The organism is Lentzea sp. NPDC054927, assembly GCF_053610285.1.
This window is the reverse complement of record NZ_JBSGXZ010000002.1, coordinates 502967-528791: the sequence shown is the minus strand read 5'-3', so window position 1 is coordinate 528791 and position 25825 is coordinate 502967. Positions and strand designations below refer to the sequence as shown.

29 protein-coding genes are annotated in these 25825 nt (G+C 68.8%); 12 read left to right on the top strand and 17 right to left on the bottom strand.

Annotated elements, in window-relative coordinates; all coding sequences use genetic code 11:
- The first annotated feature begins 114 nt into the window (after nucleotides 1-114).
- A complete protein-coding gene (locus ACWGE0_RS05940) occupies nucleotides 115-1299 on the top strand; it encodes a hypothetical protein (RefSeq protein ID WP_452259780.1) in 1185 nt (394 codons plus the stop codon).
- Here the strand turns inward: ACWGE0_RS05940 and ACWGE0_RS05935 are convergent.
- The 4 genes from ACWGE0_RS05935 to ACWGE0_RS05920 form a co-directional block, all read right to left on the bottom strand.
- On the bottom strand, nucleotides 1286-2326 hold the full coding sequence (locus ACWGE0_RS05935; protein WP_452259779.1) for an NAD-dependent epimerase/dehydratase family protein: 1041 nt from the start codon (nucleotides 2324-2326) through the stop codon (nucleotides 1286-1288). The genes ACWGE0_RS05940 and ACWGE0_RS05935 overlap by 14 nt on opposite strands.
- Nucleotides 2327-2371: 45 nt before the next feature.
- Complete coding sequence (locus tag ACWGE0_RS05930) at nucleotides 2372-3700, bottom strand: HAMP domain-containing sensor histidine kinase (RefSeq protein WP_452259778.1); 1329 nt, start codon at nucleotides 3698-3700, stop codon at nucleotides 2372-2374.
- Entirely contained in the window at nucleotides 3697-4368 is a 672-nt protein-coding gene (locus ACWGE0_RS05925) for a response regulator transcription factor (protein WP_452259777.1), read from the bottom strand. Before ACWGE0_RS05925 ends, ACWGE0_RS05930 begins: the two co-directional genes overlap by 4 nt.
- An 82-nt stretch (nucleotides 4369-4450) precedes the next feature.
- The gene (locus ACWGE0_RS05920; RefSeq protein WP_452259776.1) at nucleotides 4451-5566 is read right to left on the bottom strand and encodes a beta-1,3-glucanase family protein; all 1116 of its coding nucleotides are present in this window, start codon (nucleotides 5564-5566) and stop codon (nucleotides 4451-4453) included.
- Nucleotides 5567-5701: 135 nt separating this feature from the next.
- On the opposite strand from ACWGE0_RS05920, the gene ACWGE0_RS05915 reads away from it, so the two are divergent.
- Nucleotides 5702-6673, top strand: coding sequence for an alcohol dehydrogenase catalytic domain-containing protein (locus ACWGE0_RS05915; RefSeq protein WP_452259775.1), 972 nt, complete (start codon nucleotides 5702-5704; stop codon nucleotides 6671-6673).
- Here ACWGE0_RS05915 and ACWGE0_RS05910 read toward each other — a convergent pair.
- On the bottom strand, nucleotides 6591-7643 hold the full coding sequence (locus tag ACWGE0_RS05910; protein WP_452259774.1) for a YbfB/YjiJ family MFS transporter: 1053 nt from the start codon (nucleotides 7641-7643) through the stop codon (nucleotides 6591-6593). The genes ACWGE0_RS05915 and ACWGE0_RS05910 overlap by 83 nt on opposite strands.
- Nucleotides 7640-7930 (bottom strand): muconolactone Delta-isomerase family protein, encoded by a 291-nt coding sequence (locus ACWGE0_RS05905; protein ID WP_452259773.1) that lies wholly within the window; start codon nucleotides 7928-7930, stop codon nucleotides 7640-7642. The genes ACWGE0_RS05910 and ACWGE0_RS05905 overlap by 4 nt, the downstream gene beginning before the upstream one ends.
- 75 nt (nucleotides 7931-8005) lie before the next feature.
- On the opposite strand from ACWGE0_RS05905, the gene ACWGE0_RS05900 reads away from it, so the two are divergent.
- The 3 genes from ACWGE0_RS05900 (at nucleotide 8006) to ACWGE0_RS05890 (ending at nucleotide 10079) form a co-directional block, all read left to right on the top strand.
- The gene (locus ACWGE0_RS05900) at nucleotides 8006-8938 is read left to right on the top strand and encodes a LysR family transcriptional regulator (RefSeq protein ID WP_452259772.1); all 933 of its coding nucleotides are present in this window, start codon (nucleotides 8006-8008) and stop codon (nucleotides 8936-8938) included.
- A gap of 108 nt (nucleotides 8939-9046) precedes the next feature.
- On the top strand, nucleotides 9047-9745 hold the full coding sequence (locus tag ACWGE0_RS05895) for an SDR family NAD(P)-dependent oxidoreductase (protein ID WP_452259771.1): 699 nt from the start codon (nucleotides 9047-9049) through the stop codon (nucleotides 9743-9745).
- Nucleotide 9746: 1 nt separating this feature from the next.
- A complete protein-coding gene (locus tag ACWGE0_RS05890) occupies nucleotides 9747-10079 on the top strand; it encodes an SgcJ/EcaC family oxidoreductase (RefSeq protein ID WP_452259770.1) in 333 nt (110 codons plus the stop codon).
- Here the strand turns inward: ACWGE0_RS05890 and ACWGE0_RS05885 are convergent, their stop codons facing one another.
- Genes ACWGE0_RS05885 through ACWGE0_RS05870 form a run of 4 tightly spaced genes read right to left on the bottom strand, consistent with a single transcriptional unit; the run spans nucleotide 10080 to nucleotide 14046 of the window.
- The gene (locus ACWGE0_RS05885; RefSeq protein WP_452259769.1) at nucleotides 10080-12419 is read right to left on the bottom strand and encodes a glycoside hydrolase family 65 protein; all 2340 of its coding nucleotides are present in this window, start codon (nucleotides 12417-12419) and stop codon (nucleotides 10080-10082) included.
- Entirely contained in the window at nucleotides 12416-13093 is a 678-nt protein-coding gene (locus tag ACWGE0_RS05880; protein WP_452259768.1) for an HAD family hydrolase, read from the bottom strand. The genes ACWGE0_RS05885 and ACWGE0_RS05880 overlap by 4 nt, the downstream gene beginning before the upstream one ends.
- 7 nt (nucleotides 13094-13100) lie before the next feature.
- Complete coding sequence (locus tag ACWGE0_RS05875; protein ID WP_452259767.1) at nucleotides 13101-13319, bottom strand: hypothetical protein; 219 nt, start codon at nucleotides 13317-13319, stop codon at nucleotides 13101-13103.
- A 25-nt stretch (nucleotides 13320-13344) separates the two neighbouring features.
- Nucleotides 13345-14046: a VIT1/CCC1 transporter family protein gene (locus ACWGE0_RS05870; protein ID WP_452259766.1), complete on the bottom strand. Its 702-nt coding sequence runs from the start codon at nucleotides 14044-14046 to the stop codon at nucleotides 13345-13347.
- A 179-nt stretch (nucleotides 14047-14225) separates the two neighbouring features.
- Here ACWGE0_RS05870 and ACWGE0_RS05865 point away from each other — a divergent pair, with 179 nt between their 5' ends.
- Together ACWGE0_RS05865 and ACWGE0_RS05860 are read left to right on the top strand one after the other, a co-directional pair.
- Nucleotides 14226-14870: a hypothetical protein gene (locus ACWGE0_RS05865; RefSeq protein ID WP_452259765.1), complete on the top strand. Its 645-nt coding sequence runs from the start codon at nucleotides 14226-14228 to the stop codon at nucleotides 14868-14870.
- Nucleotides 14871-14977: 107 nt separating this feature from the next.
- Nucleotides 14978-15286 carry an iron-sulfur cluster biosynthesis protein gene (locus ACWGE0_RS05860; protein WP_452259764.1) on the top strand — a complete coding sequence of 103 codons (309 nt, stop codon included), beginning with the start codon at nucleotides 14978-14980 and terminating at the stop codon, nucleotides 15284-15286.
- 99 nt (nucleotides 15287-15385) lie between these two features.
- Here ACWGE0_RS05860 and ACWGE0_RS05855 read toward each other — a convergent pair whose 3' ends face one another.
- The 3 genes from ACWGE0_RS05855 to ACWGE0_RS05845 all read right to left on the bottom strand — a co-directional run bounded on the left by ACWGE0_RS05855 (nucleotide 15386) and on the right by ACWGE0_RS05845 (nucleotide 17881).
- Nucleotides 15386-16330 carry an NlpC/P60 family protein gene (locus ACWGE0_RS05855; RefSeq protein WP_452259763.1) on the bottom strand — a complete coding sequence of 315 codons (945 nt, stop codon included), beginning with the start codon at nucleotides 16328-16330 and terminating at the stop codon, nucleotides 15386-15388.
- Between the two features lie 264 nt (nucleotides 16331-16594).
- On the bottom strand, nucleotides 16595-17566 hold the full coding sequence (locus ACWGE0_RS05850; RefSeq protein ID WP_452259762.1) for a C40 family peptidase: 972 nt from the start codon (nucleotides 17564-17566) through the stop codon (nucleotides 16595-16597).
- 63 nt (nucleotides 17567-17629) lie between these two features.
- Nucleotides 17630-17881 (bottom strand): hypothetical protein, encoded by a 252-nt coding sequence (locus tag ACWGE0_RS05845; protein WP_452259761.1) that lies wholly within the window; start codon nucleotides 17879-17881, stop codon nucleotides 17630-17632.
- A 400-nt stretch (nucleotides 17882-18281) separates the two neighbouring features.
- On the opposite strand from ACWGE0_RS05845, the gene ACWGE0_RS05840 reads away from it, so the two are divergent.
- Both ACWGE0_RS05840 and ACWGE0_RS05835 read left to right on the top strand, forming a co-directional pair.
- Nucleotides 18282-18896, top strand: a complete 615-nt coding sequence (locus ACWGE0_RS05840; protein WP_452259760.1) for a DddA-like double-stranded DNA deaminase toxin — start codon at nucleotides 18282-18284, stop codon at nucleotides 18894-18896.
- A complete protein-coding gene (locus ACWGE0_RS05835; protein ID WP_452259759.1) occupies nucleotides 18884-19297 on the top strand; it encodes an Imm1 family immunity protein in 414 nt (137 codons plus the stop codon). Before ACWGE0_RS05840 ends, ACWGE0_RS05835 begins: the two co-directional genes overlap by 13 nt.
- Nucleotides 19298-19400: 103 nt before the next feature.
- On the opposite strand, the gene ACWGE0_RS05830 is transcribed toward ACWGE0_RS05835, so the two are convergent.
- From ACWGE0_RS05830 to ACWGE0_RS05815, 4 genes are read right to left on the bottom strand one after another with little or no spacing between them, the layout of a single operon-like run.
- A complete protein-coding gene (locus tag ACWGE0_RS05830) occupies nucleotides 19401-19718 on the bottom strand; it encodes a hypothetical protein (protein WP_452259758.1) in 318 nt (105 codons plus the stop codon).
- A 30-nt stretch (nucleotides 19719-19748) separates the two neighbouring features.
- Nucleotides 19749-20888, bottom strand: a complete 1140-nt coding sequence (locus ACWGE0_RS05825) for an MFS transporter (RefSeq protein WP_452259857.1) — start codon at nucleotides 20886-20888, stop codon at nucleotides 19749-19751.
- Nucleotides 20889-20929: 41 nt separating this feature from the next.
- The gene (locus ACWGE0_RS05820; protein ID WP_452259757.1) at nucleotides 20930-21997 is read right to left on the bottom strand and encodes a PLP-dependent cysteine synthase family protein; all 1068 of its coding nucleotides are present in this window, start codon (nucleotides 21995-21997) and stop codon (nucleotides 20930-20932) included.
- A 50-nt stretch (nucleotides 21998-22047) separates the two neighbouring features.
- A complete protein-coding gene (locus ACWGE0_RS05815) occupies nucleotides 22048-22395 on the bottom strand; it encodes a hypothetical protein (protein ID WP_452259756.1) in 348 nt (115 codons plus the stop codon).
- Nucleotides 22396-22474: 79 nt separating this feature from the next.
- Between ACWGE0_RS05815 and ACWGE0_RS05810 the strand changes: the two genes are divergently transcribed.
- From ACWGE0_RS05810 to ACWGE0_RS05800, 3 genes are read left to right on the top strand one after another with little or no spacing between them, the layout of a single operon-like run.
- Nucleotides 22475-23467 carry an ABC transporter substrate-binding protein gene (locus ACWGE0_RS05810; RefSeq protein ID WP_452259755.1) on the top strand — a complete coding sequence of 331 codons (993 nt, stop codon included), beginning with the start codon at nucleotides 22475-22477 and terminating at the stop codon, nucleotides 23465-23467.
- 4 nt (nucleotides 23468-23471) lie between these two features.
- The gene (locus ACWGE0_RS05805; RefSeq protein ID WP_452259754.1) at nucleotides 23472-24671 is read left to right on the top strand and encodes an MFS transporter; all 1200 of its coding nucleotides are present in this window, start codon (nucleotides 23472-23474) and stop codon (nucleotides 24669-24671) included.
- 51 nt (nucleotides 24672-24722) lie between these two features.
- The gene (locus ACWGE0_RS05800; RefSeq protein ID WP_452259753.1) at nucleotides 24723-25688 is read left to right on the top strand and encodes a WD40/YVTN/BNR-like repeat-containing protein; all 966 of its coding nucleotides are present in this window, start codon (nucleotides 24723-24725) and stop codon (nucleotides 25686-25688) included.
- The last annotated feature ends 137 nt before the right edge of the window (nucleotides 25689-25825 follow it).

The window sequence follows — 25825 nt, the reverse complement described above, 5'->3', positions numbered from 1 at the left end:
CCCTGGACCATGGGAAAGTGTTGTGGTGCTTACGGAATTGTGACGCACGAAAGAGTTCTTACGGTTGTCTTGCGTGCTCGGCGAGCACTCGCGCGAACCCCTAAGTTGGGCGCGGTGCGTCTAGTCATCGCCGGTCTGCTCGTCGCCGCCGCCATCATCGTCGGGTTCGTCGTCAACGCCCACGACCCGAGCCTCATCTTCGCCGCGGCGGCGCCACTTTTCGGCGACTGGCAGCCACACGTCGGCCTTGGCACGCCCATCGCGATCCTGATCGCGGTTCTCGTCGTCGCCAAGGGACCGGAGCTCGCTCAGCACCGGTTCGCGCTGCCGATCGCCTATGCCACCTCGGTGGCGTTCACCTTCAGCCTGGCGATGATCGACGGCTGGGGCCGGTTCGTCACCAGGCTCACCACCGACGACGAGTACCTGCACGAGGTGCCGGGCATCACCGACGTCCCGGCCGTGCTCCGCGGGTTCGCCGCGCGCATCCCCGACTTCCAGCCCGACTCGTGGACCACGCACGTCTCCGGGCACCCGCCAGGAGCGCTGCTGACGTTCGTCGCGCTGGACCGCGTCGGGCTGGGCGGGGGAGCGGCGGCGTCGCTCTTCTGCGTCCTGGTCGGGTCGCTCGCCGTGGTGGCGATTCCGTTGGCGATCAAGAACAACGCGGTGCTGCCGTTCCTGGTGCTGTTTCCCGGCGCGGTGTGGGTCGGGGCGTCGGCGGACGGCATGTTCATGGGCGTCGCGGCCGTCGGGCTCTACCTGCTCACCAGATGGCCGCTGCTGGGCGGCGTCGTGCTGGGCTGGTGCCTTTTCCTGTCGTACGGCCTGGTCCTGCTCGCACCACTCGCGCTCGCCGCCGTCTGGCGTCAGGGCGAGCTCGGCCGCCGGATCGGGCTGGCCGTCGTGGGTGCGCTCGCGGTCGTGGGGGCGTTCGCGCTGGCGGGATTCTGGTGGTACGAGGGCTACGAGCTCGTGAAACTCCGTTACTACCAAGGCATCGGCGACACCAGGCCGTACTGGTACTGGGTGTGGGCGAACCTCGCGGCGCTCGCGCTGGTCATCGGCCCGGCCGGCATCAAGGGCCTGCGCAAGGACAAGTGGGTCATCGGTGCGGCCGCCGCGATCCTGGCGGCCGACCTGTCCGGGCTGAGCAAGGCGGAGACCGAACGGATCTGGCTGCCGTTCGCCGTCTGGCTCCTGGTGGGCACGGCGCAGCTGGACAACCAGAAGAGGTGGCTCACCGCGCAGGCCGTCACGGCCCTGGCGGTGAACCACCTCGTGCTCACGAACTGGTGACCGGCTCCCGCTGCGCCGCGAAGGCGAACTCCCGCACGCCGTCCTCGAAACCGACTTGAGCCTCGAAACCCAGCACGTCCAACGCCTTCGCGGGGGAGGCGACGACGTGCCGGACGTCGCCGGCCCGCGCTCCGCCGACGATCGCGGGCGTCGGGCCGTTGCATGCCTCCGCGAGGGCGAAGGCCAGGTCACCGATCGTGTGCGGCGAGCCGGAGCAGACGTTCACGGCCTCGAAGCCGGGACGCGGGGACGACAGGGCCAGCGCGTTGGCCCTCGCCACGTCGGTGACGTGCACGAAGTCGCGGCGCTGCCGGCCGTCCTCCATCACCCGAGGGGCGACGCCGTTCTGCAGAGCCGACCGGAAGATCGACGCGACACCGGCGTACGGGGTGTCGCGCGGCATCCGGGGACCGTAGACGTTGTGATAGCGCAACGCCCACACGCTGCCGCCGGTCTGCCGGGCCCACGCCAGCGCGAGGTGTTCCTGCGCCAGCTTCGTCGCGGCGTAGGTGCTGCGCGGCTCCAGCGGAGCGTCCTCGGGCACCAGCTCCGGCACGACGAAGTCGCCGCAGAAACACCGAGGCTCGTACACACCCCGAGCCAGGTCGTCGGCGGACCGCTCGGCCCGGACGATCCCGTGCGACAGGCAGCGGTACCGCCCCTCGCCGTAGACGACCATCGACGACGCCAGCACCAGCCGGGACACACCCGCCCGGTACATCTCGGCGAGCAGCACCGCCGTGCCGAGGTCGTTGTGCCGCGCGTAGGAAGGCGCGTCGAACGGATCCACGCCGTGGCCGACCATCGCGGCCTGGTGGCAGACCGCGTCCACAGTGGACAAAAGAGGTCGTAGCACCTCGGGTGAGGTGACGTCGCCGACCACCAGTTCGTGGTCCAGCAGAGGAACAGTGCCGTGCGCCTCGGGCAGCAACGCGTCGAGCAGCACGCAGTCGTGGCCCTGTGCGGCCAGCTCGTCCGCGACGTGCGACCCGATGAACCCGGCCCCGCCGGTGATCAGTACTCGCATGCACCGACCGTAGGACCGCGCGGGGCAACCGGCGCCCCCGAGCGGCTAGCCGTCAGAACTCCGTAAGACCAGTTCGACGACGAACCGCGCGCCGCGAGGCGCACGATCCTCCACCCACACCCGCCCACCCAGCCGCAGGACGTGCTCGCGGACCAGCGCGAGCCCCAGCCCGCTGCCGGTGTCGTCACCCCGGCTGCCCGCCATCACCCCGCGCGCGAACCGTTCGAAGATCTGCTCGCGCAACGGCTCCGGCACCCCCGGCCCGGCGTCCTCCACCTCCAGCCGCACCTGGGGGCCGACCGCCCGCACCGACACCAGCACCGCACCACCCGCGTGCCGTTCGGCGTTGTCCAGCAGGTTCGTCAGCACCCGGTCGAGCCGCCGCCGGTCACCCTGCACGACCGCGGGCTCCAGTTCCAGAGCGACCGGCGACCGAGTCGCGATCACGTTGCGCACCAACGCGTCCAGCGCGATCTCCTCGGGCGGTGGATCGTCGGTCTGGTCGGCCCGGGAGATCTCGAGCAGGTCGACGACCATCCGCGCGAACCTGTCGACCTCGGAGGTCAGCAGTTCCAGCGCGGTCCCGGCGGTGCCGGGCAGGTGCTCACGGCGCCGGCGCAGCACCGCGCCCGCGTTCACCATCGTCGTCAACGGCGACCGCAGCTCGTGCGACACGTCCGAGGCGAACCTGGCGTCCCGCAACGCCCGTTGCTCCAACGCGTGCGCGGTCGAGTTGAACTTCGCGGCCAGTGCGGCCAGGTCGGGGTCGTCCTGGTCCGGCAGCCGGGCCCGGAGATCACCGCCGGCGATGCGCACCGCCGCGGAGCTCAACTCCGCCAGCGGTCTCAGCGCCCGTTTCGACGCCCACGAGCCCAGCGCCGCGCCGAGCAGCGCGGACCCGATCGTGCCCGCGATCAGCACCGCGCCGAGGAACCCGAACGTCCGGTCGAGCTGCTGCAACGGGAACAGCTCGACGTAGACGGCGTTGCCCGCCACCGGACGCGCCACGGCGATGACCGGGAGCCCGCCGACGGTGACCCTGGTCCGGCCGGGAGGGTGCTCCACCAGCTCGTCGGGCAACTGGGACGGCTCGACCATGCGGCCGGCCGTGACCATGCCCTCCGGGCTGAGCACCAGGATCGACGAGTCAGGGCCGGTGGTGAGCCCGGTCAGCAGCTCGTCGAGTCCCGGCGAGGACAGCGACTTCTCGACCAGCCGCACGTTCACCTCGGCCTGCCGGGTCGCGCTCGCCTCCCGTTGCCGCAGCATGTAGCCGGACGCGAGGTTCCACGTCGCGAACGCCAGCACGCTCGTCACGACCAGCAGGCCGAAGCCGAACGAGAGGGTGACCCGGCAGCGCAGCGTGAGTCTCACGAGCGGATCCGATAGCCGGTGCCGCGCACGGTGAGCAGGAGCGCCGGATCGTCGGGGTTGGCCTCGATCTTGCGGCGGAGTCTCCTTATGTGCACGTCGAGCAGGCGAGTGTCACCAAAGTAGTCATATCCCCAAACCTTTTGCAGCAACTGTTCTCTGGTGACGATTCGTCCACCCGCACCAGCGAGTTCCAGCAACAGGCGAAATTCCGTCCTGGTGAGATGAACGCGTTCACCCGCACGGTGCACAAGTCCTTCCTGCGGACGGATTTCCAGATCGCCGATCCGAACGGCGTCGTGGCCGGGACCGCGCCTGCGCAACAACGCGCGGATCCGGGCCGCGAGAACGCTGGCCATCAACGGTTTCGTGACGTAGTCGTCCGCTCCCGCCTCCAGCCCGGCGATCATGTCACGGGCGTCGGTGCGCGCTGTCACCACGATAATCGGCAGGTCACCGCGTGATCGGAGGGTGCGCACGACCTCCAGGCCGTCGACGCCGGGCAGGGTGAGGTCCACCAGCACCACGTTGAACTGTTCTGTCTCCAAACGCCGTAATGCCTCTTCGCCCGAACCCGCCTCGTCAAGAGTGAATCCCTCATCGGACAAGGCAAGGCTCAACGCCTGCCGGATTCGCTCGTCGTCTTCGACCAGTAGGACCCGTACGCACACAACGACTCCACTGTGTGAGAGCCGCGGCGACGGCGTCTCACACAGTGGAGTGAAAGTCGATCAAAAGCAAGAACGTTTCGGATCAGAATGCGGTTAGCGTGACTTTTGCCGAACGCGGGTTCGGTTCGTGGACAAGTGACTCGAACGCGCCGACGTCATCGAACGCGAACCCGTACGCCTTCCCGTCCACCATGTTCTGGTGCACGATCTTCGAGAACTGGTTCGTGGTCGCACGGGTGTAGAACTCGCTCGCGTTGTACGTCGGCGCCGTGTGGATGAAGCCGAGCGTCGACCGGTTGAGCGCCGCGCACAGCGACCGGGAGATCGCGCCGACGTCGTTGTTCGGGGCCGCGAGCCGGCCGTCGCAGTTGAAGACGTCACGGGTGGACGGCTGCTGGAACGACGCGACCTGCTGGCCGGACGTGTTGGTGAAGTTGAGGACCCCACCGCTGGTGCGGCCGGTGAACCTGCGGTTCGGCTCGTTCTGGAACGGGACCACGGTCAGTGGGGTGTTCTGGTAGGTCGCCCATGTGCTGCTGACGTAGTTGGCGTAGTACGACCCGGAGAACACGCCCGCGTCGAGACCCTTGCTCGGGTTCAGGACACGGAGCCGGGTGCCGTCACCGCGCGTGTAGACCAGCCGCGACCAGTCGCCGCCGAGTTGCTGGTGCTGGTCGAAGACGCGGTTGCGGCCGTTGGAGACCAGCTGGCCGGTGCGCTTGGTGGCGCCGGCCTGCGAGGTCGCCTCGACCGCGTGGGGCACCGAGAACATGTCCACCTGGGAGCTGTTCAACCACAACCCGCCGCCGTTGTAGGTGAACTCGCTCCAGTCGAACAGGATGTCGCGGTTCGGGTCGCCCGCGGCCCACGGCGCCGGTTGCACCAGGCCGTTCGGCACCAGGGAGAACTTCAGCTTGTCCCGGAAGGACATGTAGAGCCGGCCGCCGGCGAGGTTGAGCGGGATCTGCAGGGTCCGGCTACCACCGTTGCCGGGGCCGGGGATCGACACGTCCGGCGCGGGCGTGGGCGGGATGCCGCCCCCGGACCACGCGGTGAACTGGCCGTTCGCGTTCACGTACCCGAGCCGGCCGCCCATCTCGCCGAACACGTACAGGTGGACCGCGTCGCCGCGGCCGGAGTTGTTCGTGACGGTGAGCGGGAGCAGGTTCGGTGGGGCGGCTTGCACAGGCGCAGACATCGTTGTCAGCCCAAGTAGGGCCGATGTCGCGAGCAGCAGGAGCTTGCGCATCGACTATCTCCTCACTGAGACAGGGTTGTCGTGAGAGCGCTCTCATACCAGCGTGATCGTGTTGATATGTCAAGAATGGTCTTCATGCGCGCGCTGACGGTGGATCTTGCACGAGCCGGGTCGTTGTCGTTGACCGAACTGTCCGATCCGGTGCCCGGACCGGACGAGCTGCTGGTGGAGGGCGTGGCGATCGGGATCTGCGGGACGGATCGCGAGATCGTGCGCGGCGAGTTCGGGGTGGGAAGGACTCTCGTGATCGGGCATGAATCGCTGGGCCGCGTGATCAGCGGACCGGGGTTCGAGCCCGGCTCGCTGGTCGCGGGGGTGGTGCGGAGACCGGATCCGGTGCCCTGCGCGGCGTGCGCGCGCGGCGAGTTCGACATGTGCCTGAACGGTCAGTACACCGAGCGCGGGATCACCGGCCTCGACGGCTACGGCTCGACGTTGTGGACGGTTCCCGCTGCTTATGCCGTCGCTGTCAGTTCCTCGACAGGGGTGCTGGTCGAACCGGCCTCGGTGGTGGTCAAGGCCTGGGAGCAGCTCGATCGGCTGGCGCGGTTCCCGTTCGAGAGCGTGCTGGTGACCGGGGCGGGGCCGATCGGGCTGCTGGCGGCGTTGATCGGGGTGCAGCGCGGGCTGGACGTGCACGTGTTCGACCTCGCCGCCGACGGGCCGAAGCCGGCGCTCGTGGAGTCGCTGGGCGCGACCTATCACCGGACGCTGCCGGAGCACCGGGTCGTGATCGAGGCGACCGGGGCGCCGTCGCTGGTCGCCCAGGTGCTCGGGCGGGACCTGGTGTGCCTGACCGGGGTGCCGTCCACTGAGGTCGTTCCCGTCGATCTCGGGCAGGTGAACCGGGATCTGGTTCTGCACAACGGAATCGTGTTCGGGACGGTCAACGCGAACGTGCGGCACTACCGGGAGGCGTCGGCGGTGCTCGACCGCGCGGACGATGCCTGGTTGTCGGCGATGATCACTCGGCGAGTTCCGCTCGAGTCCTACGCGGAGGCGTTCGAGTCGCGGCCCGGCGACGTGAAGGTAGTGCTGGAGCTGTGAGTGCGGCCGCCGCCACGATCCCGGCGGCGAGCAGCAGTGCCTGGTGGTAGCCGTGGTGGAGCAGGGGAGTGGCGAGGAGCGGGCCGATGATCTGACCCGCCGAGTAGCCCGTGGTCAGCACCGCGGCCGCGCGCGGGAAGCCGAGTTCGGCACCGGCCTTCAGCGAGGAGCCCGCGACGACGAGGAACGTGCCTCCGAACAGGATCACGGAGAGCAGCGCCGCCGTGGTGCCGCCGATCAGCGCGGGCAGGGCGATCCCCACGGCCTGCACGGCGAGGATCGCCGCGAGCGGGATCCGGCCGTTGACCAGGACGGAGAGGGCCGCGGCGACGCCGACGAGTATCCAGGCGGTGCTGCCGAGCGGTCCGCCGATCGCGGCGACCAGGAACGTGCCCGCGATGATGTAGCCGACGCCTTCGAGGGTGTAGCTGGTGAACAGCGCGCCGAAACCTTCCTTCCTGGTTCCGGCGGCCTGCGGCTTCTGCGCTTTGGGCTGTAGCGGCCAGGCGAGAACGGTGAGCAGAGCGGACAATGCCGCGGCCACCCACCAGGCGAACTCCCACTGGGCGTGCACCAGCACGATCAGGCCGGACAGCGCGATGCCGATCCCGACGCCGCCCAGGCCCCAGCCCGGGCCCGCGTTCACGGCGGCCACGAACACCACCGCGCTCGCGATTCCGGCCAGCAGCCGCAGCACGAACCACGCGGCCATGCTGTGCGTGAGCGGCATGCCGGCGAGGCTGGCGACGAGCAGCACTAGCGACACGCGGTTCGCGGTCCGTGACGGCGCCCGGACGATCGTGGCCAGCGCGCCGACGAAGTAGCCCAGGTAGTTGGCGGTGGCGAGGCTCGCCGCCGAGGCGGCGCTCAGACCGGCCTGGCTGGTCATCAGCGGCAGGATCGGGGTGTAGACGAACCTCCCGACGCCCATGGCCGCCGCGAGCGCCGCGCCGGCCTGACGGGCGCTCACGAACGTCCGGGGTCGTTCGGGTGGGACTGCACAGCGGTCACCGCGAACGTCATCCACGGGCTCAGCGGCAGGGTGCCGAGGACGTTGGCGTGGAGGTCGTCCTCGTCCTCGGCGCGCCACAGGCCGATGCTGCGCGTCTCGCCGATCGGCCGCCACAGCCGGACCAGGTTGCCGGACGTGGTGAGTTCCTTGGCCCGCACGGCTTCCGCCGCCCGCCGGTCGTCCACTTCGGACTGGCTGGTGCCGTCGGGGATCGCGGTGGTGATCTCGACGATGAACTCTCTCATGCCCTCATCGTCCGACCGGGGCGCGGCGGGCGCCACGACCGGCTTTCTCCTGTGTGAGAGCTTCAACCTCCTAAGATGCGGAACGTGGAACTGCGTCAACTCCGGTACTTCCTCGCGGTCGCCGAAGAGCTGCACTTCGGCCGGGCCGCGAGCCGTCTGCTGATCGCGGGGCCGTCGTTGTCGCAGCAGATCAAGGCGCTCGAACGCGACCTCGGCGTGCCGCTGTTCGCCCGTGACCGCCGCACCGTCGCCCTCACCTCCGCGGGCGCCGCGCTGGTGCCGGAAGTGCGGGCGCTGCTCGAACGGGCCGATGAACTGCAACGTCACGCACGGCAGCTGTCCGGATCACGGCCGGTGCGGATCGGGTACGTGAACTGGCTGCCGCCCGACCTGTCCGCGCGCACGGCCGGTGTCGCACAGCTCTACGTGGACGCGTGGGTCGTGCCGTCGCACCAGCAGGCCGCCAGGGTCGCCGACGGCAGCCTGGACCTGGCCGTGTGCTGGGTCCGCCAGGACGACCTGGCCCAGCTGGGGCTGACCGCGCGGCTGATCGGGGCGGACCGGCTCTACGCCGTGGCCGTCGGCACGGACACGAGCCCGGTGCGGGCCAAGGACATCGCGGTGCTGGTGGACGACGACGTCACGTCATGGCAGTCCTGGAACGACTACGCCGAGGAGTTCGCCGAGGACACGGGTGCCGTGGTGCGGCGCATCCACAACGGCGCCATCACCGGGCCGGCGTTCTTCGACCACGTCAGGGTGTGCACGACCCCGGTCCTCAACTCACCGAAGGGACAGACCACGCCGTTGCCGCCGGATCTGGTGCAGCGCCCGGTGATCGACCCCGAGGTGCTCTGGACGTGGTCGCTGGTCCGCCGCACCGACGAGGTTCGTGCGGACGTCATCGCCGCGGCGGAGGCCATCGCGGCCGGCGCGGGCGACCTCGGGCTGGCCCGCGACGGCGTGTGGCTGCCCGCCGACGACCCCTGGCGTGCACTGGGAGGCTGAGCCTTTCACGAGGGAGGAAACGGGTCGCAATTCCGCGAAATGAACTCGCGGGTGCGCGCCGTTGTGGCTGTCAGTTCCACTTCTTCTCCTTCGAAAGCGAGACCGGAAATGAGCAAGGTTGCGATCGTCACGGGTGCGTCGCAGGGAATCGGTGCGGCTCTCGTGCCGGCTTATCGGAAGCTCGGCTATTCGGTCGTAGCGGTGTCGCGGTCCATCGATGCCTCGGATGATCCCGAGGTGCTCGCGATTCGCGCCGACCTCTCGAAGCCCGGCGAGGGCGCGCGGGTCGTCCAGGAGACGCTGGCGAGGTTCGGCCGGGTCGACAGCCTGGTGAACAACGCGGGCATCTTCGTCGCGAAGCCGTTCACCGAGTACACCGACGAGGACTTCGCCACCGTCACCGGCACGAACCTGATCGGCTTCTTCGACATCACCCGCAGCGCTGTCGCGGCGATGGAGGCGAACGGCGGCCACGTCGTGAACGTGTCCACGAGCCTCGTCGACCACGCGCTGTCGGCCGTGCCGTCGGCCCTCGCGTCGCTGACCAAGGGCGGTCTGAACGCCGTCACCAAGTCGCTGGCGGTCGAGTACGCGGCGCGCGACATCCGCTTCAACACGATTGCGCTCGGCATCATCAAGACGCCGATGCACGCCCCCGAGACCCACGAGGCGCTGGCCGGACTGCACCCGGTCGGCCGCATCGGTGAGATCGAGGAGGTCGTGGAGGCGATCACCTTCCTGGAACAGGCCGGCTTCGTCACGGGCGAGATCCTGCACGTCGACGGCGGCCAGAGCGCGGGGCACTGACATGAGCATCGAGACCGTCATGGACCGGTGGAAGGACGCCGTGGACGCGCACGACCCCGAGCGCGTGGCGTCGAACTTCACCGAGGACGCCATTTTTCAGGGCCTCAAGCCGTACGGGGTCGGCCGTGCGGCAATCGCCGAGTACTACAGTCACCAGTCGATCGGTTTGAAAGCCGACTACAAGGTGCTGGAAACGCGCCGGCTGGCCGACGATCTGACGCTCGGCTATCTGGAAGTCGATTTCTCGTTCATCGACAAGCCGACGATCAACGTGAACCTGAGCGTGCTGATCAAGGGAGACCTGATAGCGCACTACCAGGTCTCCCGGCTCTGATCAGTGCCTGCGCGGCTCCCGGCCGAACGGCGAACTCGGCCGTTCGAGTTCGGGAGCCTTGGGGATGGGCATCGTCACGGGCTGATCCGCCGTGATCGTGATCGGCTCGCCGTGGTGCCGCGTCTTGAGCTCGGTGCCGTCCACGATCCGGTAGGTGGCCTCGGTCTCGCACACGTCGATCGAGATCCTCGTGCCCCGGAAGGCCATCCGGAACGAGAACCTGGTCAGAGCGGCCGGCAGCCGCGGCGCGAACGTCAGCTCGCCGCCGTGGTCGCGCATACCGCCGAACCCGGCCACCAACGCCATCCACGCGCCGGCGAGCGACGCCATGTGCAGGCCGTTGTTGACGTTGTTGTGCAGGTCGTGGAGGTCGGTGTACGCCGCCTCCACGAGGTAGTCGAACGCCAGGTCCAGGTGCCCGACCTCGGCCGCCAGCACCGCCTGCGTGCCCGCCGACAACGACGAGTCGCGCACGGTCCGCGCCTCGTAGTAGGCGAAGTTGCGGGCCTTCTCCTCGGGCGTGAACGCGTCGCCGCGCAGGTGCATCGCGAGCACCAGGTCCGCCTGCTTCACCACCTGGCGGCGGTACAGGTCGAAGTACGGGAAGTGCAGCAGCAGCGGGTACTTCTCCTCCGGCGTGTTCTCGAAGTCCCACTCCGCGTGCTTGGTGAAGTTGTCCGCCTGCGGATGCACCTGGAGCATCTCGTCGAACGGCACCGCCATCGCGTCCGCGGCCTTGCGCCAGGCCGCGATCTCCTCCTTCGACGCGTTCGCCTTGTCCGGGTGGCGTTCCGCGGCGTCGGCGGCGGCACGCAGGTTCTGCTGGGCGATCAGGTTGGTGTAGACGTTGTTGTCCACGATCGCGGAGTACTCGTCCGGGCCGGTGACGCCGTCGATGCGGAACCCGTCGTGGCGGTCGTGGTGGCCGAGTGACATCCACAACCGGGCGGTCTCCACAAGAATCTCGGTGGCTTCGTCGAGGTCGAAGCACTCGTCGTTCGTGGCGTTGAGGTACTGCTGGGTGGCGTAGGCGACGTCGCCGGAGACGTGGAACGCGGCAGTTCCGGCGGGCCAGTACGCCGAGCACTCGGCGCCGTTGATCGAACGCCACGGGAACGCGGCGCCCTTGAGCCCCAGCACCTTCGCGCGATCCCGGGCCTTGTCCAATGTGGAGTGCCGCCACCGCAGCGCGTCACGGGCCGCGTCCGGCAGCGTGTAGGTGAGCACCGGGAGGACGAACGTCTCGGTGTCCCAGAACGCGTGCCCGTCGTAGCCGGGACCGGTGAGGCCTTTTCCTGGAATGGCACGGGTTTCCCCGCGGGCCCCGGCCTGCAGGATGTGGAACAGCGCGAACCTGATCGCCTGCTGCAGCTCGTCGTCGCCGTCGATCTCGATGTCGGCGACCTGCCAGAAGTCGTCCAGGAAGGCCCGCTGCTCTCCGACGAGCCCGTCCCACCCGGTCTGGCAGGCACCGGCGAGCGCGGCCTCGACCTGGGCGCGCAGAGCAGGTGTCGAACGCTTGCCCGACCAGCCGTAGCCGAGGTACTTGGTGAGCTTCAGGCAGCTGCCCGCCTTGACGTCGACCGCCGCCGTGTACCGGGCCAGGTCGGCTTCCACGCGGATGTCTGTGCGGAGGTCGTTGTACCGCTCGTGTTCCGGCCCCACGACCTCGATCTCGTGGTCCATCGCGGCGGCCATCCGCAGCCCGGAGGCCTTGGTCTGATGGCACAGCACGGCCCGCGACTTCTCGGCCATCATGAACTCGTTGACCAGCGGGGCGTCCAGCGCCGCGGCCACACGGGGATCGTTGGTGCGGTGGATGGTCGGCTCGTTGGCCAGCAGGTCGGACTGGACGACGAGCTGCACGTCGTCCATCGGCTCGACCTCGTAGCGGATCGCCGCGACCGCGCGTTGGGTGAACGACACCAGCCGCTCGCTGCGCACGATCACCCGGCGGCCGGTCGGGGATTCCCAGACGGTGCGGCGGCGCAGCGTGCCGGTGCGGAAGTCGAGCGTGCGTTCGTGCTCGATCGCGTTGCCGTAGCGCATGTCCAGCGGCTCGTCCTCGACCAGCAACCGGATGATCTTGCCGTCGGTCACGTTGACGACGGTCTGACCGGCCTCGGGATAGCCGTAGCCCGCTTCCCCGTACGGCAGCTGGTGCTCTTCGTAGAAACCGTTGAGGTACGTGCCCGGCAGGCCGCGAGGCTCACCCTCGTCGAGCGTGCCGCGCATGCCGATGTGGCCGTTGGCCAGGGCGAACGTCGACTCGGTCCGGTGCAGCTGGTCCACGGCGAGGCCCTGCCAGCGCAGTTGCCACGGTTCGGTCGCGTAGCTCATGAGAGGAGTTCGTCCAGTTCGTTCACGACCACGTCCGCACCGTTGGTCTTGAGGGCCTCTGCCTGGTTGCCCCGGTCGACACCGACGACATGCCCGAAACCGCCGTCGTGTCCCGCTTTCACCCCCGAGAGCGCGTCTTCGAAGACGGCTGCGTTTTCTGGTGCCACACCGAGTCTTCTGGCGCCCTCGAGGAACGAGTCGGGTGCCGGTTTGCCGTTGAGGTGCTGGTCGGTGATCACGTTGCCGTCGACGAGTGCGTCCACGAACTCGGTGAGGTTGCCCGCTTTCAGCACCTTCGTGGCGTTCGCCGACGACGTGACGACGCCGATCGGGAAGCCGGCCTCGCGCGCGGCCCGCAGGTAGCGGACCGAGCCGGGGTAGGGCGTGATGCCCTCCTCGTCGATGATCTTGTTCACGACGTCGTTCTTCTCGTCGCCGATGCGGCGGATCTCTGGTTCTGGCGGGGTGAGACCGCGCGAGGCCAGGAAGCTCCTGACGCCGTCGTAGCGCGGTTTGCCGTCGACGTAGGTCAGGTAGTCCTGCTCGCTGAACGGCTGGCCCATGTTCTCGAACGTCTGCCGCCACGCCTTGCGGTGCAGGACCGCCGTGCTGGTGAGCACGCCGTCGAGGTCGAACAGCAACGCCGTGATCTTCTCCGGGATGCCGAGGCTCATGCTTCGATCATGCACCCGTCTCGCCGACATCGCTTCGTTCTTCTTTGAGGCGTTCGTCGAGCGGTCGCGGGTGGGCCTGCTCGTATTCGGTCATCCCGTACTTGTTGGACTCGGCCCAGCCTTCCTCCGGCTCGGTCTCCAACGGGTCGTGCTTGAGGTTGTCCTCGTCGAGGGCCTCGAAGCTGTCGGTGTCTTCGGACACGTACGCGCCACGTTCTTCACTCATGTCCGAGGCAATACCCAGTTCGGCGCTATCCGATGCTTTGGCCGACCAGCGAACCGATGGCGTAGGTGACGCCCATCGCGATCAGGCCACCCGCGACGTTGCGGATGATCGCCCGCTGCCTGTTCGCGCCGCTCAGTCGTGCGCTGATGAAACCGGTGAGGGCGAGGGTGACGATGGCGGCGACGACCGTGACGGGGACGCGGAGGCTCGTCGGGGTCAGTGCGATCGCGGCGAGGGGGAGCAGCGCGCCGATGGTGAACGAGATGAAGCTCGCGATGGCGGCGCCCCACGGGTTGGTCAGCTCGTCCGGGTCGATGTGCAGCTCGGCCTCGGCGTGGGCGCCCAGGGCGTCGTGCTTCGTGAGCTGCTTGGCGACCTCCTCGGCGGTTTCCGGGTCGAGGCCCTTGTTCTCGTAGATCTCCGCGAGTTCTTCGAGTTCCTCGTCCGGCATCTCCCGCAGCTCCTCGCGCTCCTTGGCGAGGAGGGCGCGTTCGGCGTCGCGCTGGCTGCTGACGGAGACGTACTCGCCGCTGGCCATGGACATCGCGCCCGCGAATAGCCCGGCCAGGCCCGCGACGAGGATCTGGGCCCGGTCGGTGGTGGCACCGGCGACGCCCACCACGAGGCTGGCGGTCGAGACGATGCCGTCGTTCGCGCCCAGAACACCTGCTCTGAGCCAGTTCATCCGGTCGCCGGTGACCTCGTCGTGAGGCTCGTGGTGGGCCATTTCGGCAGGCTAACTCGGAGACAGCGCTTTCCGGCGCCGACCACGCCGCTGACCCGGTCAGGCGTACTCCAAACGAGGTGTTTTGCCTGATCAGAGGCCGTGAGTTCAGTTTTTGTCAGACCCCCGTGGCACCATGTCGAACAGATGTTCGTGTTGCGTGCTAGAGGAGGTCAGTCCCGATGCAGATCGATCCCCGCCGCTGGCCGGGCCGCGTGGTGCCTGCCACCAACGCCGACGTGGACATCGCCGTCGAGTCGCTGTGCACCCGTGCCTCCTGGCCGGACGCCGACCGCCGCTGGGTGCGCCGCCTGCTGGAGCCGTGGTTCCTGGCGGGCTGGAGCGTCGACGCGCTGCTGGTGGCCGTCGACACCAAACCCGACGGCACCCGGCAGGGCAGGCCCCGCTCCCGCGCCCAGGTGGCGCACGAGTTCCTGCGCGCCCGCCTGCGCACCTGGACCACGGACGGCTCCACTCTCGCCCGCCCGCCGCTGGCCGGCATCTCGCTGGGCGAGTGGTTCCGGGTGAACCGCCGCAACGCCGCGCTGCACGCGCCGCGCTCACGTGAGGCCCTGACGTCGGACGGCGAGCGCGCACGGGCGGAGTCGCGCGCCCTGGCGCACCGCCGCGACCCGGTGGAGCGCAGCCGCGAGAAGGGCCGCCGTCGTCAGGAGGTGCTCGACAGCCTGCTGGTGCCGGGTCAGGAGGTGCCGTCGTTCGCGGACTCGTGGCGTCTGGTCGCCGAGCTGATTCCGGTGCCGCGGGTGTGCTCGGCGTGCGGGCACGTGCGCAACGAGGTGACGCGGCAGGCCCACCGCGTGGCTTAGTACATGGTCTGGAGGCTGTTGACCTGCGTCTTCGACGAATGGTGGTTGAAGTCGGCGCAGGCAGGGAACACGGAACGAGTTTCTTGTTTCCTGCCGAAGGGGCCGACATGCTCGAAGTCACGCCGATGGCTGCCGAGGTCATCAACGAGCTGACGTCTCAGTCAGAGGGTGCCGCCGACGACGTCGGTCTGCGTTTCGCCCTCGCCGCCGACCAGAACAGTCAGGCCGCGCTCGAACTGTCGCTCAGCGAGGCCGCCGACGGTGACGAGGTGGTTGCGGCTCCCGCGGGCGCCAAGGTCATCATGGAACCGGCGGCCGCCCAGTACCTCGAGGACAAGGTTCTCGACGTGCGTGAGGACTCCGAGGGCAACCCTGCCTTCGCCATCGCCCGCCAGGAGGGTCAGGCCACCACCTGATTCTCCCGCCGCGAGCGCGAAAAGGGCCGGACCCACAACGGTGTGGGTCCGGCCCTTTTCGGAAACGGGGTGGAACGCGGGTCGTCAGCCTTCGAGCCGTCAGCCCTCGATGCGACGGACGACGCTGATCGGGCCGATCGACTGGATGTCGGCGATCTTCACCGGCACTCCCTCGGTGGACGCGTGCACCGCGCGGATGCCGTCCACAGCCATGGCCACGTGGGACTGGCTGGAGTAGTAGACGATGATGTCGCCGGCCTTGATCTCGTTCACGCTGACCTGGCGACCGGCTGCCGCCTGGGCGTAGCTGGTGCGCCCGATGGACACGCCCGCCGAACGGTACGCGGCCTGGATCAGCGAGGAGCAGTCCCAGGTGTCCGGGCCGTTGGAGCCGTAGACGTACCTCTTGCCGCGCTGGTCGAGCGCGAACTGCAGCGCACGGCCCGCGGTGCCCGCGGGCACCGAGATGTTCGACATGTCGCCGGACGCGGCCAGCTGGTTGCGGACGCTCGCGCTCAGCGACCTGTACTGCGTCTGCGCCTCGGCGAGCTGCTTGTCGAGTTCGGTCTTCTTGACCTCGATCTCGGCGAGGAGCTTCTTCGAGGCCTCGGTGGCCTCGTTGGCCGTCTTCGTCGCGTTGTCCGCGGTGTTGACGGCGTCGGTGAGCTTCTGCAGAGCCTCTGCGTTGTCGGCCGCGAGGATGTTGATGGCCGACATGCGGTTGAGGAAGTCCTGCTGCGAGTCGCTCACCAGCAGTGCGGAGATCTGGCTGAAGCGCGCGCCGGAGTTGGTGGCCTCGGTGAGGAGGTCGACCTGACCGCGGAGGGACTCCTCGGCCTTCTGCGCGGCGGCCAGGTCACCCTTGGCCTTGTCCAGTTCCCCCTGCTTGGCCGCGAGGTCGCCCTGAGCCTTCAGGTGGTCCTGGTTGAGCTTGGACGCCTGCTCGGACAGCTCGTTGTACTTCTTGAGCGCGTCCGCGGCGTTGGGCTGTGCGGTGGCCGGCGTTGTGGGGATTACCGCCGCGACGACCGCTGCCGTCGCCACGAGTGCTCCACGCACGGTGCGGCGTGAGGGTTGCGACACCACGTCGCGGGTCCTCCTTTGTCCTGGCAGCCGCCCCGCGAGAACTACTGCGCGTAAGGCGGCAACCTTGGCGTGTGCCCCGAGTGGGTTAACTGCTGGGCCGAAGGTCTCGGACAGGTTACGGAATGACCTTGTGTTCGTCCACCACCGGGTCCCCAACAGTTCACCGAGCAGCACGCTCTCACAGACGTCTACGTCGGTTTATCGCGGGGTGGGAGAGAAGCGTCACCCGACGACCCGGCGAATCACCGAAATGGGTCCGATCGAGTCGATGTTGGCGATTTTCACCGGCACGCCCTCGGTGGACGCGTGCACCGCGCGAGTGCCGTCCACGGCCATGGCCACGTGCGACTGCCCGGAGTAGTAGATGATCAGGTCACCCGGCGCGACCTCGCCGCGGCCGACTCCGCGGCCCACCTTCGCCTGGTCGTAGGTGACGCGGGGGATGGACACCCCGGCGGCCCGGTAGGAGGCCTGCATCAGCGACGAGCAGTCCCACGAGTTGGGGCCGTTCGAGCCGAACACGTACGGCTTGCCCTGCTGGCTCAGCGCGAAGCTCAGCGCCGCTCCCGCCGCGCCGGCGGGCACCGACACGTTGACCGTCGGGCCGGGAGCCGCCAGCGTCTGCTTCTGCGGCGCGGACAGCGACTGGTACTTGGTCCGGGCGGCCGTCACCTGCTGGTCCATGGCGACCTTGCGGGTGGAGACGTCCGTGGCGAACTTCTCGGCGGCCGTCGCGGCGGTGGTGGCGTCGGTACGAGCCTTCTGCGCCGCGGTCAGGGTGGCGTTCATGCGGTCCACCGCCGCGTTCTGGTCGGTGGCGATGATGTTCATCGCCTGCATCCGCTCCAGGAAGTCCTGCTGCGACGTCGACGTCAGGAACGCCGACAGGTTGTTGAGCCGGGCGCCCTCGAACGACGCCTCGGTCAGCACGTCGACCTGTCCGCGGTACTGCTCGGACTCGGCCAGCGCCTTCTTCTCCGCCTCGGTGGCGGCGATCACGATCGCGTTCGCCCTGGACAGGTCGCCCTGCGCCTTGAGGTGGTCCTGGCTGAGCTTCTCCGCCTCCCGCGTCAGGTCGGTGTAGGTCTGCAGCGCGTCGTTGGCGGGCTGGGCGTGCGCCGAAGGCATCGACACCACCGTCGCGGCGACCACGGCGGCCAGAGCGGTTGTCCTTGCAGCACGTCGGCCGGGCACGCGGCCTCCTCAGGAGTCGGAAACAACTACTGAGGAGGCGTACGGCCGAACAGCCGACAGGGTTCAGTCCTGGCCGTGATTGAGCACGTTGCCGTTGACGCAGTGGTTGAAGGTGTCGCCGATCCACGGCGCGCCCGTCGGCACGACGGCGAGCTCCTGGAAGCACACCGAGGCGGCGGAGAAGGCCCAGTTGTTCGCCGCGTTCACGCCGGGACCGAAGTTCGAGTCGTTGTCGGCGAGAGCGGGAGAAGCGGCGGCGAGCGTGGCGCCGGCGGCGGCGAGGACGGTGGTTGCAATACGTGAAGAGTTGAACACGCCACGCAACATAGTCGGCCGCGCAGGCCGAACCGGTCGTTCTCACCTGATCAGGCGACGCGGTGTGTTGGGCCTCGAACTCAAACGGCTGATCGAGTCACTTCAGCGGCGTTGCCGGAGCGCGAATCGGGTGGATCACCAGACGGGAAACGTACGTTCGAGCCGTGATCGTGTGAAGCTGGTCGACCGGAGAATGTCCTTCTCTGCGTGAGCCCCAACGCCATCCCCTGGGCTGGTCGTTGCCGTGTATGCCGTGTCAGCATCGAACGACTGACACGAGGGGGCAGGGGTGTGGCGTCGTCGCTCGGGGACGTGGGGGACGCGCTGCGGCGCGTGTTGGACAAGATCGACCAGTCGATAGCCGCCCATCACACTGCGGCTGATCTGGCTGAGCAGGCGCGTGATCTGCTCGCCACGGCGGCGACCGGAAGCAGGGCAGTTCTCGACCCTGGCGACTGTCGCTGATGCGATCCGCGCCTACCTGCACAGTCATGAACTCGGTCACGAAACCGGTGGGGTGCCGAACGCGGCCCGCTCACCCGCTCCCACCACGGTGCCGCAGGCGCGTGGCGAGCCAGGAGATCCGCCTGTCATCCCTGCCGAACGACTCGATGTCCTTCGTCGTGAGCTACCGCCTCCGATGAAGAGCACCGATTCTGGCAGGAAGACCCACGGCCGGTGGATCGGCCCCGATGGGGTAGCTCAGCCGATCGTCAGCGGTGTGGACGATGACTCACGCGCGGCCGACCAACGCTTGCGGCAGCTTGGGATTCCCATGCGTCCGGCGAAAGCCTCTGACGTGGAGATGAAGGTGGCCGCCCGCATGGTCCGGGACGGCATGACCCATGCCACCGTCTTGATCAACAACACGCCGTGCCGGGGACGTCTGGGCTGTGACACCCTTGTACCGATCATGCTGCCCGACGGTGCCACGCTGACCGTCCACGGCGTGAACGAGGACGGCACGCTGTTCCGGAAGCGATACACAGGAGGTGCCCGCCCGTGGTGGCGCTAGAAGCGTGGTTCGACCGCGACGCGGAAGACCCGACCGTCGTGCGCACCGCGGAGGAGTTGGACGCCGTGCTGGACGCGGTCGCGGCGTTGCCGCGTCCGAGCACCCTGCAGCTGCTCATCGCCGACAACCTCGGCCGCGCGGTGCTCGATGTGGGCATGGACGGCGCGCACGCGCGTGGAGTTCTCTACTACTCGTCTGGAGCGGAATGCCCGGACGGGTGCGCCAGTCAGGGCGCCGACACCGCCGAGGTGCTGCCGATCTACTACTACATGGGATCGGACACCGAGTATCCGGCGACGGCGGAGATCTCCTCGGCCGACGTGCGTCGTGCCGCGCACGAGTACATGGCCACCGGGGGCGAACGCCCGACCGGGATCAAGTGGCAGCCCTGGTTCGACTAGCTCCGGCAGAACCCCGATCCAGCGCACGACAACGGCCGTGAGCGCCCGCTGTGGGTGTTCACGGCCGTTGAGCGAATGAAAGGGCCCCGCGTGCCGGCGCCGGTCAGGCGGCCCGATGTGCCTCGATCGAGGCACGGCACGCGGCGATCAGGCGGGCGGTGGCGGCGCTGCCCCCGCGCCCACAGCGGGGGCAGCGCATCGCGACGTCGCCGGTGAGCTCGTCGACCACGACGCCGAGTTCGGTGTCGCAGCCGCGGCACCAGCGATGCCGCGTGACCGGGTTGACGTGCACGGGAGAGGCCACGCACCGGTGGATCCAGCCTCCGTGCACGTGGCAGGTCAGGCGGTCGTCGGGCGCCAGCGCGCCTTCGTCCTCGGCGTGGTCTTCCTCGACCAGCGTTGCGATCAGCGTGGCGATCATGGCGTCCTCCGATTCCATTCCCTGCCTCTGCTACCTCGTCGAACCAGCGAGGCCCGAATCGACACGGGACGCCAGCTTTTTCAGGGCCGACGCACAACCGAGGCCCACGCACGTGAGAGCGAGCCAGGGCATCCACGGCACGCCCGCGCGCGCAGCGGCGTCGAACGCGATCCCGGTGAGCAGGTTGCCGAGCAGGATCCCGACGCCCACGACCGTGTTGTAGAGGCCGTAGTGCGTCGCCACGAGCCGGTCACCCGACAGCGAGACGATCCTGTCCATCTCGAACGGGAACACCACCATCGTCCCCAGCGCGAGCAGCGCCGCGCACAGCAGCAACCCCGGCCAGCCGCCGAGGATCGCGGGGAGGAACGCCGCCGCCATCGTCAGCACGCCCACCACCAGCGACCGGTCGGGCCCGAAGCGCGCCCGTGCCCACGCGGTGACCCGCAACTGCCCGGCGATCGCCAGCACGCCCGACACGGCGAACAGCGCGGCGGTCAGCACCGTCGACCCCGAGGCCAGCGGCAGTGCCAGGTAGACCTGGAACGACAACACGTAGGACCCGGTCATGGCCAACGCGAACAGCACGAACTGCCGGTTCGAGAACACCACCCGCCAGTCCGCGAGCACCGATCCGCCGGACGACCCACCGGCCCGCGCCGGCAGCGAACGCCACTGCAGCACGGTCAGCACCAGGAACACGAACGCCGCGACCAGGCAGGTGAGCCGGAAGTCCACTGCCGTCAACGCGAGCCCGATCAGCGGCCCCAGCAGGATCCCGGTCTGATAGAAGACGTTGAACAACGCGAACGCCTCAACCCGCCGCTCGCCGGCATCGGCCGCCACGTAGGCGCGCACCGCCGGGTTGAACAACGCCCCGGCGAACCCGGTGGCCGCCGACGCGATCACCAGCGCCGGCAGTCCGTCCACGAGTCCGAGCAACGCGAACCCGCCGGTCCGCAGCGCGCAGCCCGCCACGATCAACGGCTTGTACCCCAGACGATCCGCGAGCGTGCCGCCGATCAGGAACATGCCCTGCTGCGCGAAGTTCCGCACGCCCAGGACGAGTCCGACGGCCCACCCCGCCAGCGCCAGGGTCACCGACAGGTGGGAGGCGAGGTACGGCATCAACATGTAGAAGCCGATGTTGATGGTGAACTGGTTGAGCATCAGCAACCGCACGCTGCGGTCGAACGAGCGGAACTGCGTGATCACGCCTTCACCGCCAGCGGGTCCACAACGGACCGGCACATGGACCAGGACAGGACTTCACGCTCTCCCGGCGAAGAGATCTCCACCGGCTCCAGTGCCGGAACCGCGTCCAGCAACCCGTGGGCGCCGCAGTACTCGTCGCTGAACACGGTGTCGAAGTACCGCTGAGGCCCGTCCGGGAACACCGCCGCGATCCGCGTGCCCGCAGCGGAGGTCCGTGCCAGCCAGGAAGCGACGAGAGCGACCGCGCCGACGCTCCAGCCGCCGCTCGCGTAGTGCCGCGAAGCCAGCGTCCGGCACGCCCACACCGCTTCGGCGGGACTCACCCAGTGCACCTGGTCGAACGCCGGGTAGTCGACGTTGCGCGGGAAGATGCTCGACCCGAGCCCGCGCATCAGCCGGGTCCTGGCCGGCTGCCCGAAGATCGTCGACCCCACGGCGTCGACGCCGACCAGCCGCAGCGACGGGAAGTGCGTCCGCAGCACTGAGGCCACCCCGGCGGAGTGGCCGCCGGTGCCCACCGCGCACACCAGCACGTCGACCTGTCCGAGCTGGTCCGCGAGTTCGTGAGCGAGTGGTGCGTAGCCGGCCACGTTGTCCGGGTTGTTGTACTGGTCGGGGCAGTAGGCACCCGGCAACGAGCTCAGCAACGCCGCCACGCGTTCCCGCCGCGCCTCCTGCCAGCCTCCGGTCGGATGTGGACGGTCGACGAGGTCCACGGTCGCCCCGTAGGCGCGCAGCATCCGCCGGATGATCGGTTCCAGGCCGGGGTCGGTGACCAGGGTGACCGGGATGCCGTGCACGATCCCGGCGAGCGCCAGGCCGAGGCCGAGGGTGCCGCTGGTCGACTCCACGACGTGGCCGTCGGGCCGCAGGTCACCTCGTTCCAGCGCGCGGCCGATCATGTGCAGCGCGGCGCGGTCCTTCATGCCGCCGCCGGGGTTGGCGCTCTCGAGTTTCGCCCAGAAACCGGACGAGGAAGTACGGGACAGCTCGTCGATCCACAGCACGGGCGTGTTGCCGACGATGCCCGCGGGCGTGTTTCGACGCAGCACAGGTACAGACATGGGAATCCCTCGAAGAAAGGTGACAGGTCCGGTGCGAAAAGCGCGCCGGCCTACGTTCGGGAGATGCCGATGTCGATCAGCACTGTGCGTCCCGAGCGGGAATGCCCGGAGCGCGATGGACACGACCGCACCGTGGCCGCGGGACGTGCGATGGACACGACGTCCACGTCCGGCAGGGTGAGCGAGGCGGGGCTGGCCTGAACGGCGGTCTGGGTGTGCGCGGCGGCCGACAGGTGGTGGGTGTCGCCGTGATGGCAGAACTCCCCGGAGACGCCCGGCGTGAACGCGCCGTGGTGGGCGGGCTCCGGTGGGCAGGCGGGATGCAGCGCGAACACGGCGAGCAACGCGAGCGCGATGGCGACGGCCGTTCGACGCACCGTCGTCAGCTGGTTTCGCACGGTCACCAACCTACCGGTAATGCGGATCTTGTAAAGCCTCTTGATAGGTTAGGCAAGCCTAAACTCAGGAGGTGGACAAGTGCGCAGGACAGTCGCCGCGGTTCTGCTGCTCGGCCTGGTGGCCGGGTGTGGCGGGAACGCTCCCACGGAGCAGCAGGGTGGCCAGTGGTCGTTCAAGGACGACCGGGGCAAGGAGGTCACCGCGCCCCAGCGGCCGGAGCGCGTCGTCGCGCAGGTCTCCGCCGCCGGTGCGCTCAAGGACTACGGGATCAATGTGGTCGGCACGTTCGGGCCGCTCAAGCGCCCGGACGGCAGCACCGATCCCGAGGCGGGCAGCATCGACCCGAGCAAGGTCACGGACATCACCGGTCCCGGCTACGGTGAGATCGACTTCGAGAAGTTCGCCGCGCTGAACGCCGACCTGGTCGTCGCGGGCTACTACCCGGAGGTCGCCGGGCTCTGGCACCTCACCGCCGAGTTCGAGGAGAAGGTGCTCAAGGTCGCCCCGACCGTCGGCATCGGCCAGTCCAAGATCCAGCTGCCGGACGGTATCAAGCGCTTCCGCGACCTCGCCAAGTCGCTCGGCGCCGACACCGAGTCCGCTCAGGTGAAGGCCGACGAGGAGGCGTTCACCAAGGCCGCCGACCGGCTGAAGGTCATCGGCAAGAAGATGACGGACGCCAAGCAGAAGATCCAGGTCGTCGGCGCTGACCCGAAGCTGTTCTACGTCGCGGTGCCCGCCCGCAACCCCGACCTCGACTGGTACGCCAAGGAACTCGGCCTGCCGCTGCTCACGCCGGACCCGCCCGACACCGAGGGCGGCGGCTACTTCCAGTCGCTGTCGTGGGAGAACTCCGGCACCTACAAGGAGCACGTGATCATGTGGGACACCCGCGCGCACGTGCTCGGCCCGGAGAAGATGAAGGAGGGCCACCCGGTCTTCCAGGCGCTGCCCGCCGTGCAGGCCAACCGGTTCGTCGAGTGGAACGCCGTGGCGCCGCTGAGCTACTCCTCCTACGCCAAGATCATGAACAAATTGGCTGACCAGCTCGAACAGGTGTTGGCACGATAGCCGTGTGCTGACGCTTCTGAAGGACAACGGCCCGTTGCGCGTGCTCAGCACCGCACGGGTCGTTTCTGTTGTGGGGGACGCGCTCAGCCTCGTCACGCTGATGCTGCACGTGCAGTCCGTCGCGGGGAAGGCGATCGCGGTGGCCGCGCTGCTGCTGGTCGGCGACTTCGCGCCGTCGTTGCTCAGCCCGGTCACCGGGCTCATCAGCGACCGGTTCGACCGGCGCACGGTGATGATCGCCTGCGAGGCCGCCCAGTGCGCGCTGCTCGCGGTCATCGCGTTCACGCTGCCGCCGTTGCCGGTCCTGCTGGTGCTGGTCGGCGTCCGCGCGATGCTCGGGCAGATCTTCATCCCCGCGTCGCGGGCGGCCGTGCCGAGCCTGGTCGCGGAGAAGGACCTGCCACAGGCGAACACGGTGCTGGGCTTCGGATCCAACAGCGCGGACGTCCTCGGGCCGTTGCTCGCAGCCGGGCTCCTGCAGTTCATGAGCACCCGTGGCGTGCTGCTGGTGGACGCCGTGTCGTTCGGGGTGTCGGCGTTGTTGCTGTTGCGGCTGCCGAAGATGATCGTGCCGGGGGAACCGGGCGGTTCGGTGTTCACGGACGTGAAGGAAGGGCTCGGCGCGATCTGGCACGGACGGGCGTTGCGGATCATCTTCCTCGGCTTCTGCGGGGTCGTCGCGTGCACCGCGATCGACGACGTCGCGATCATCCAGCTCTCGAAGGACACGTTCCACGCGTCGGACAGCACGGCCGGAGTTCTCCTTGCAGCGGTGGGCATTGGTCTGCTGGCCGGGTTCGCGTTGCTGGCCAGGGGAGCCACCAGGATCGGCATGGTCGCGTTGCTCGTGACGGGTTTCGTGGTCAGCAGCGCCGGCAACCTGCTGACCGGCTTCGCCTGGGGCGTGGCGGCGGCGTTCGCGGTGCAGACGGTGCGCGGGCTCGGCATCGCGGCTATGGACGTCGCGCACAGCACGCTCATCCAGCGCCTCGCGCCGGCTGACAAGGTGGGCAGGGTCTTCGGCAACTTCTACGGCGGAATCGGTGTGGCGGCGGCGATCGGCTACATCGGCGGTGGTCTGCTGCTGGACGCCGTCGGCCCCGAGCTGACCTTCATCCTCACCGGCGGCGCGGGCGTTTTGGTGGCCGTTTGGGTGGTTGCCGCTTCACCAGGAAGAGGTGTTGAGTGGGAATCAGCCTCTTGAGGGGAGAAGGCGATGTGGGGGAAACGCATTGCTGTCTTGGCAATTTCACTGTTGTTAGCTGTTGGAACGACGTCCGTCGCGCAAGCCGCGACCGGGGTCGTGCCCGCGTCGACGTCTTGGGTGTCCGCTGATCGCGGCTGGGTGCTGGGCCTCGACACCCTGTGCCAGACCGCGAAATGCCCGCAGCTCGTCCGCACGCTCGACGGCGGGGCGTCGTGGACTCGGGTGAAGACCCCGGCGCTGTCCGTGCCGGAGACCGACCGGTTGCGGGTGGTCTTCGCGAACGACGCCGTCGGCATGGTGACCGACGGCGAACAGCTGTTCGTCACCAACGACGGCGGCACCCGCTGGACACCGTCCGGCATCAAGGGAACCGTTGGGGCGCTGGGGTTCGACAACTCAGGGTTCCTCGCGGTGATCTACGACGGGGCCTCGTCGCGGCTGTTCCACCGCGAGCTGTGGTTCGGCCCGTGGCAGCCGGTGCCGGGCATCGAGGTCAAGGGTCAGGCGTTCGGTGCCATCGCGGACGGCCAGGTGTCGCTGGCGACGTTCGGGGTGGAGAACCGGTACTGGACGCGGTCACCGGCGGGGTGGCTGGAGGAACCCGCGCCGTGCACCGAGTTCTCGGCGACGCGGCTCGGCACGGTCGGCACCGACCGCTATGCGTTGTGCAGCTTCGATCCCGGCTTCGGGAACATGACCAAGGAGCTGCGCAAGTCCGAGGGCGGGCCGTTCAAGACCGTGAGCGTGCCGCCGCGTGAGGGCATCACGACGGGCTTCGCGATCTCACCGGAGGCGGCACTCGTGGCCGCGACCGGGCGGGACTGGTCGTTCGTGCACCGCGGTTCCGGCGAGAAGTGGGACACGCTGCTCACCCTCGGCGGACCGTCGTTCGAGGACCTGGCCTTCTCCGACGCGCGGCACGCCACGCTGGTGCGCGGCGGTCCTGGGCAGGAGTTCGCCGAGGTCTACCGATCCGACGACGCCGGTGTGAACTGGAAACTGCTCAAGATCTAGTGGTGTGGCGCGGAACGTTGCTGGGGGAATTCGCGGTCAGACGGGTGCATCGTGGTGCCGCCCCCACGTCCTCGTACTGGTTGTACGGTGGGGTGGGGGGCGCGCCGCGCGGTGGCCAGGGGTAAGTGGTTTCACGA

Coding starts and splice junctions, on each gene's coding strand:
- ACWGE0_RS05935 (WP_452259779.1), bottom strand. CDS start 2,326: ATGCGAGTACTGATCACCGGCGGGGCCGGGTTCATCGGGTCGCACGTC.
- ACWGE0_RS05920 (WP_452259776.1), bottom strand. CDS start 5,566: ATGTCTGCGCCTGTGCAAGCCGCCCCACCGAACCTGCTCCCGCTCACC.
- ACWGE0_RS05915 (WP_452259775.1), top strand. CDS start 5,702: ATGCGCGCGCTGACGGTGGATCTTGCACGAGCCGGGTCGTTGTCGTTG.
- ACWGE0_RS05905 (WP_452259773.1), bottom strand. CDS start 7,930: ATGAGAGAGTTCATCGTCGAGATCACCACCGCGATCCCCGACGGCACC.
- ACWGE0_RS05900 (WP_452259772.1), top strand. CDS start 8,006: ATGCGGAACGTGGAACTGCGTCAACTCCGGTACTTCCTCGCGGTCGCC.
- ACWGE0_RS05895 (WP_452259771.1), top strand. CDS start 9,047: ATGAGCAAGGTTGCGATCGTCACGGGTGCGTCGCAGGGAATCGGTGCG.
- ACWGE0_RS05890 (WP_452259770.1), top strand. CDS start 9,747: ATGAGCATCGAGACCGTCATGGACCGGTGGAAGGACGCCGTGGACGCG.
- ACWGE0_RS05885 (WP_452259769.1), bottom strand. CDS start 12,419: ATGAGCTACGCGACCGAACCGTGGCAACTGCGCTGGCAGGGCCTCGCC.
- ACWGE0_RS05880 (WP_452259768.1), bottom strand. CDS start 13,093: ATGAGCCTCGGCATCCCGGAGAAGATCACGGCGTTGCTGTTCGACCTC.
- ACWGE0_RS05875 (WP_452259767.1), bottom strand. CDS start 13,319: ATGAGTGAAGAACGTGGCGCGTACGTGTCCGAAGACACCGACAGCTTC.
- ACWGE0_RS05870 (WP_452259766.1), bottom strand. CDS start 14,046: ATGGCCCACCACGAGCCTCACGACGAGGTCACCGGCGACCGGATGAAC.
- ACWGE0_RS05865 (WP_452259765.1), top strand. CDS start 14,226: ATGCAGATCGATCCCCGCCGCTGGCCGGGCCGCGTGGTGCCTGCCACC.
- ACWGE0_RS05860 (WP_452259764.1), top strand. CDS start 14,978: ATGCTCGAAGTCACGCCGATGGCTGCCGAGGTCATCAACGAGCTGACG.
- ACWGE0_RS05830 (WP_452259758.1), bottom strand. CDS start 19,718: ATGATCGCCACGCTGATCGCAACGCTGGTCGAGGAAGACCACGCCGAG.
- ACWGE0_RS05825 (WP_452259857.1), bottom strand. CDS start 20,888: ATGCTCAACCAGTTCACCATCAACATCGGCTTCTACATGTTGATGCCG.
- ACWGE0_RS05820 (WP_452259757.1), bottom strand. CDS start 21,997: ATGTCTGTACCTGTGCTGCGTCGAAACACGCCCGCGGGCATCGTCGGC.